6 protein-coding genes are annotated in these 6,076 nt (G+C 44.6%); 5 read left to right on the forward strand and 1 reads right to left on the reverse strand.

Annotated features, from left to right (window positions below; all coding sequences use genetic code 11):
* The 3 genes from FWJ59_RS07320 to FWJ59_RS07330 all read left to right on the forward strand — a co-directional run.
* On the forward strand, positions 1–323 hold a 323-nt coding region (locus FWJ59_RS07320; protein WP_414481297.1), incomplete at its 5' end, for a sigma-70 family RNA polymerase sigma factor.
* An 18-nt stretch (positions 324–341) separates the two neighbouring features.
* The gene (locus FWJ59_RS07325; protein WP_414481298.1) at positions 342–1,151 is read left to right on the forward strand and encodes a zf-HC2 domain-containing protein; all 810 of its coding nucleotides are present in this window, start codon (positions 342–344) and stop codon (positions 1,149–1,151) included.
* A 121-nt stretch (positions 1,152–1,272) separates the two neighbouring features.
* Positions 1,273–2,232, forward strand: a complete 960-nt coding sequence (locus FWJ59_RS07330; protein WP_414481299.1) for a hypothetical protein — start codon at positions 1,273–1,275, stop codon at positions 2,230–2,232.
* A 179-nt stretch (positions 2,233–2,411) separates the two neighbouring features.
* Here the strand turns inward: FWJ59_RS07330 and FWJ59_RS07335 are convergent, their stop codons facing one another.
* Complete coding sequence (locus FWJ59_RS07335) at positions 2,412–3,332, reverse strand: ArsR/SmtB family transcription factor (RefSeq protein ID WP_414481302.1); 921 nt, start codon at positions 3,330–3,332, stop codon at positions 2,412–2,414.
* A gap of 461 nt (positions 3,333–3,793) precedes the next feature.
* On the opposite strand from FWJ59_RS07335, the gene FWJ59_RS07340 reads away from it, so the two are divergent.
* The gene (locus tag FWJ59_RS07340) at positions 3,794–5,269 is read left to right on the forward strand and encodes an alpha-N-arabinofuranosidase (RefSeq protein ID WP_414481300.1); all 1,476 of its coding nucleotides are present in this window, start codon (positions 3,794–3,796) and stop codon (positions 5,267–5,269) included.
* A 67-nt stretch (positions 5,270–5,336) separates the two neighbouring features.
* Positions 5,337–5,597: a DUF6171 family protein gene (locus FWJ59_RS07345; protein ID WP_414481301.1), complete on the forward strand. Its 261-nt coding sequence runs from the start codon at positions 5,337–5,339 to the stop codon at positions 5,595–5,597.
* The last annotated feature ends 479 nt before the right edge of the window (positions 5,598–6,076 follow it).

Consider the following 6,076-nt stretch of genomic DNA (forward strand, 5'->3'; position numbering starts at 1 on the left):
TTGATAGATATCGAAATGGCAGGAAGCTTGATACCATTTTGCTAAATCCCGGCAAGAATGAAGACGCCGTTGAGATAGAGCTTGTATCCAATGATCCGCTGCCGGAAGAAGAGGTGATAAAAAGGGAACGATACAGGAAGCTACAGGCCTGTATCGCTAGTTTAAAGCCCGAATATAAAACGGTGATTATACTGAGAGATATACAGAATTACAGCTATGAAGAGATTGCAGAAATCCTGCAGGTCCCTTTGGGTACCGTTAAATCCCATATAAGTCGAGCAAGGGCTGCATTATGTGATGCTCTTCGGGAAATGCTGGAGTGACAGGAGGTGAGCCGTAGGATGGATTGCAAGGTTGTGCAGGAACTTATCTCACTGTATATAGATGGTGAGCTAGAGGGGGAAGAAGCACGACAGCTGAAGGAGCATATAGAAAGTTGCCCTGAGTGCAGACAGAGGTTTGAAGAGATGAGAGCTGTAGTGCAAATGGTAGGAGCTTTTGAAGAAGAAGAGCTACCCAATGGCTTTGTGGATAGGTTGCGTGCGCGCTTAGAGGCACAGCAGCTAAGTGGGATAATGCGCAAAGGGCATCATAGGTTTTCCAGATGGATCAAATGGGCGAGCATAGCTGTAGTAGCGGCTATTATCATATTAGCCATAAGGGTGCTAGGCCCTGATGCGATGCTGTATACTTCTCCGCAAGAAAAGGGACACAACGATTCTGCGGCGAGGGGAGATATGCCTGAAAGTTTGATGGCAGATTCGCAGGATGAAGGGGTGGCAGCGCCGAGCGATGCATCAGTAGATATTGCCGAGAATCAGCACGTGCTGGATGGAGGCGAAGTTAGAGCTTCCAGTACTAAATCTGAAAATTCACAACAAGCTCAAGGAGCCGATGGTTATATTAGGTCGGATAAGGTTGAGTTGAAGGTGCAGGATGTATGTGTAACTCCTCAGACCCTTATGATAAGGGCCCTTCAACATGGTATAGATGTAGTTGATCAGGCGGAGGACAGCATTACCTTGAGAGTTACGTCCATTGAACAGCGCAAGGCTCTGTATCGTGAGCTTGAGCTACTAGGAATAGTGGAAGAGGTGGGGACTGATTTTGAATCGGATACGGTGACTATCGTGATCGTGGGAGAAGAATGATATAAACGATATATTTTATGGCTTATAAAGCATCAACTGTATAATTAGGATAATTATGGTTAATAATATAGGTAAAAATTAATAAATTCCAAAAATAAATAATAGAAGAGGAGGGATATGGATGGCCAGGAACGAAACCGCTAAAAATGAGAGGTCTATGGATAACAATGTACCAGGCATTGACGCTGAACTCATATCTTCTATGAAAGAAGAAGTGCTCCGCGCTAAAGAAGAAAATATCCCCATGCTACGAGCTTTCGAAGCTGTAGCTAAAAAGAGCGGCCTTAAAGTTAATACCATAAGAAACTATTATTACCGCTATTTGCATGCCCAGCTGAGCAGTGAGAGCCAGCCAGGAAGGAAAGGGGAGAAAGGCAGTTCCTTGAGAGGAGTAGCCGGCAAGTCCTTTACAGAAGAGGAAGTCAAAAACCTCGTTATGTCCATACTGATAGCCCAGGCCCAGGGCGAGTCGGTACGTTCGTGTGCCAATCGCCTGGCAGGCGGGAACCCCAAGAAGATGCTGAGGATTCAAAACAAATACAGGAATGTGGTAGCCAGCCAGCGCGAATATGTTGAAAGCCTGATGGCAGAGATGTCGCAAAAGGGAATTAAATATTTCAATCCTTACACCAGGCAAATAGTGGATGGTAACTCCGTTTCAGCGTCTGCCCAACGCTATGTAGAAAGGGCGGAAAACACGAAAGGCGATGCGGAGTATAGCGGCAAGGATTCCCTTATTAGGATAATAGGAGACGTTGTTGCCAGCATGGGCACATTTGATGATTTTTCAGTGGAGGGTTTCTTTAAGGGATTGAAGCAGCTGGTAGACATGGCGGCAAAAGGAAGGGGAGAAGAAGACGGGGAGAAACTAACCCGTCTAGAGAAGGAAAACAAAGAGCTGAATAACAAGCTCAAGGAGCTTCATGATTTTGTGCGTCAGCTTGCAGCCATCAATCGACGGTTTGTGGATTTGCCGGATGAGCAAAAGCTGTCCGCATTTAATGATTATATAAATGAGGTTAAGGCGTGGTTAGAGATTTATGAAAAAGTATATAAGGATGCCCATGCTGCGGAAGATTAAGGGAATGGAAACAGGATGCTACAAAGAGTTATGATGGCCAACACCAGCCCGATCTTACATGAAAGAGAGGGCTGGTTTACGCTTATTTATAGGTACAACTAGCTTCACGAGGCTGACGTTTGATCCTGGAGATAAGCCCACAAGTAACAATGATGCTCAATTTATAGAGAGGTACTCGTTTATTTTTTTGAACTGTTGATGGTATAATATACGCGAACCACAATATCCTGGTCATAGTTGCCAAACCCTTTGCCGTAAAGGGTGACTCCTCCTATGTATTTCGCATCGTCCAGCACCGCGATCCGAAATGTCCACTGTTTCAAGGTGAGAGACAAGTCTTCAATGGTGATATCCGATAGCTTCTCCCCGTCTATGAAGCTGCCTTTGCCATTTATGCGTATAACCTTTAGCAGGCCATATTGATTTATATTGTTATTCCACCACGAAGGAGTATATATCCCCCTTTTGCCTCCAAAATCACCTGGGCTGGTCCATTTCCCAATGTATATCCCGTTGATGAAGAAGGATATGTCCGATGGCCAATTGTTGTTGATGCCCGGAGCTTCAGAACCCAGCTCCATTGAGATTTCCAGCTCTTCAGGTTGCTGGTTGGGCAGGAGGTAATTGGGAATTTTGTATTCCACATATCCTTGAGTAAACCACAGGATTCTGGCATTTACCCTTTCGGGGTCAAGGAAATACCGGGGATCGTCAAAATGGCCTATGATTTTTTCACGAGTGGCCAGACCACAAGTGGGCGTTACCTTAAAATCGGTGTAATGGCCTACAGGAATGGATATCTCGTGGTACTGCCTTTGAGGTTTTTGATCTGTTGGAAAAGATATTTCCAGCGAATCTATTGCAAGGCTGCACAGTTTCTGGATACCACCCTTACAAGGGGTAATTTCAGCCTTTATGATCCCTGCCTTCTCAAGCTTTTTTATATGCATGGTCATGATTGCATTGCTGAGGTTCAGCTTTTTGGCCAGTTCTTTAATATTCATTGGTTTTTGTGCCAGGAGATTTATTATTTTCAGCCTTACGTTACTGGCCAGCGCTTCATATACCGGTAGCCATCTTTCAGTGGTGTCTATTTTCATATAGCAACGGCGCATCTAGAATTGTATTTACCTTGATCTTTTGATCAGGAATGCGCCTTTTCCTCCCTTCTGCAACCTATCGTGCATGTTGGCATAGCCTTGTGATTAATAGTATAAACGGCCTGATTAAGATAGTAAAGACTGCATCTTTTGCAAAAAGTCAACCTTATTGCCGATGGCCATTAGTATAATGTAGTGTATACTTTATACGATAGATGCTTAGATATTTGAAAAAGCGGTGTTTTGTGGTACAATTGTAGTGAACCATTACCTATATTTGGATCATACAGGATTACTCATTTATGGTTCTATTATTTTTTAGGTGTGGTATTTTACGATAAGCCATGGATTTTTTACCACAAAAATTGACATGGAGCCTATTAGGGTCTTATAATGAATGTAAACAATTATATTAAGCATTTAATATAATTATTAAATACCTTAGATAGGAGGGAACAAAAATGGTCAAGATGACCTTGAATGCCGACATCAAAAAGGGGAAAATAAACAAAAATATTTACGGACACTTTGCCGAACATCTTGGCAGGTGCATCTATGAAGGATTTTGGGTAGGTAAGGATTCGCCTATTCCCAACACTGACGGTATACGCGATGATGTGGTTGAGGCTTTAAAAAAGGTAAAGATACCCGTGCTCCGATGGCCGGGGGGATGTTTTGCCGATGAATATCACTGGATGGACGGCATTGGCCCTTATGAGAAGCGCCCCAAAACCATTAATACCCACTGGGGTGGAGTGGTGGAAAACAACCACTTTGGGACCCATGAGTTTTTCAGGCTGTGCGAACTGTTGGGTGCGGATGCGTATATAACCGGAAATGTGGGGAGCGGCACTGTAAGGGAGCTTCGCGAATGGATTGAGTACATAACCTTTGACGGCGATTCTTGGCTGGCCAATTTAAGAAGGGCAAACGGCAGAGAAAAGCCGTGGAGACTGCCTTATGTTGGCATAGGAAACGAGAACTGGGGTTGCGGAGGGAACATGCGCCCTGAATATTATGCTGACCTGTATCGTCAGTATGCTACTTATGTGCGCGATTTTAGCGGTAACAAGATTTATAAGATTGCTTGCGGTCCTTCGGATGCCAACTACCACTGGACCGAGGTGCTGATGAGGGAAGCCGGGCGCTATATGGATGGCTTGAGCCTGCATTATTACACCGTGCCGGGTACCTGGCAAAAGAAGGGGTCAGCTACCCAGTTTGACGAAGGTGAATGGTTTATAACCATGAAGAAGACGCTGCTTATGGATGAGCTTATTACCAAGCATTCCACCATTATGGATCGGTACGACCCCGAAAAGCGGGTAGGGCTTATTGTGGATGAGTGGGGTACATGGTATGACGTTGAGCCTGGCACCAACCCGGGATTCTTGTATCAGCAGAACACCCTGAGGGATGCGCTGGTCGCGGGCATTAACCTTAACATATTCAACAACCATTGCGATAGGGTGCATATGGCCAACCTGGCTCAAACGGTAAACGTGCTGCAGGCCATGATTCTAACCGAGGGAGAAAAAATGATCGTCACGCCTACCTATCATGTATTCGATATGTATAAAGTACATCAGGATGCTACGCTGCTCTCTCTGGATTTCACCAGCAGCCTGTACAGCTATGGCGACGACAGTATTCCTCAGATAAGTGCCTCTGCTTCCGAAGACGACCAGGGCAGGATTCATATATCGCTGTGCAATCTCGATCCCAACTCGGTAGCCGACATACGCTGCGAGCTGAGGGGGACGCGCAGGACCAAGGTGAGCGGAACCATACTGACATCTTCTGAGATGAATACCCACAATACCTTTGATGAGCCCAATGCCATTAAGCCTACCACCTTTAGCGATGCTACCCTGGTGGATAACGTGCTGGAAGTCAAGCTTCCATCCAAGTCGGTAGTAGTGTTGACCCTTGAGTAGAAAGATGCGGCTTAAGGGGATATGCTGTCAGCAAGCATGAGTCTAGCCTTTTTAAGGAGTGTTATCCATGAAAAACGGTGAATGCAAGGGATGTAGCGCTACCGTTAGGCTTTCGCAGGAAGAGATAGATGAAATATTCGGCCAAACGCTGAAGGTAAAGAATGTCAAACTGGCAACCCAGGAGGAGTATAACAGCAGGCTTGAGATTTGTAAGAAATGCCAGTATTTAGATTATGGTACCACGTGCAGGCTGTGCGGTTGTCTGGTACAGATTAAGGCAAAGTTGGCTGGTGCACGGTGCCCTTATCCATATCAGCCCAAATGGTGATGGCTTTTTAAGCAGCCCCTGAGGGATTTTCCTGGGGGCTTTTCTTTTTATTTTTTGCAAGCTTAACTGTAGAAAGGAAATAAGTGGAATTATATGAAAACAGGTTATGATTTTATATTCCATGGATGGCATATCCAATTTAATATGCTTTTGCGGTTGTGCATTTTAGGAGATAATCCTCAAAGAAGCCAAGCGCCTGAATGCAGGATATACAGCAATATGTTTCAGAAGGGGGAGAGAAATGTATTTGAGCGTTTTCCAGATGATGTGTTGTGTCCGTTTTAAATTAAAGTGGCTTTAGAAAACATGAAATATGAAAATTTTAAATTTGCAAATTTTCAAATTTTACGAGGCTTAAACTGATGGCCGTGCTTGACTTTTATTTTGTACACCTCTATAATAATCCTTGTTATTCTAGCTTTAGGAGGATTGAAGGAAGTGGGAGTGATAGTTGCAAAATTCGGGGGGACGTCCCTTGC

Source organism: Caldicoprobacter sp. (assembly GCF_047459465.1).
Lineage (GTDB): Bacteria > Bacillota > Clostridia > Caldicoprobacterales > Caldicoprobacteraceae > Caldicoprobacter.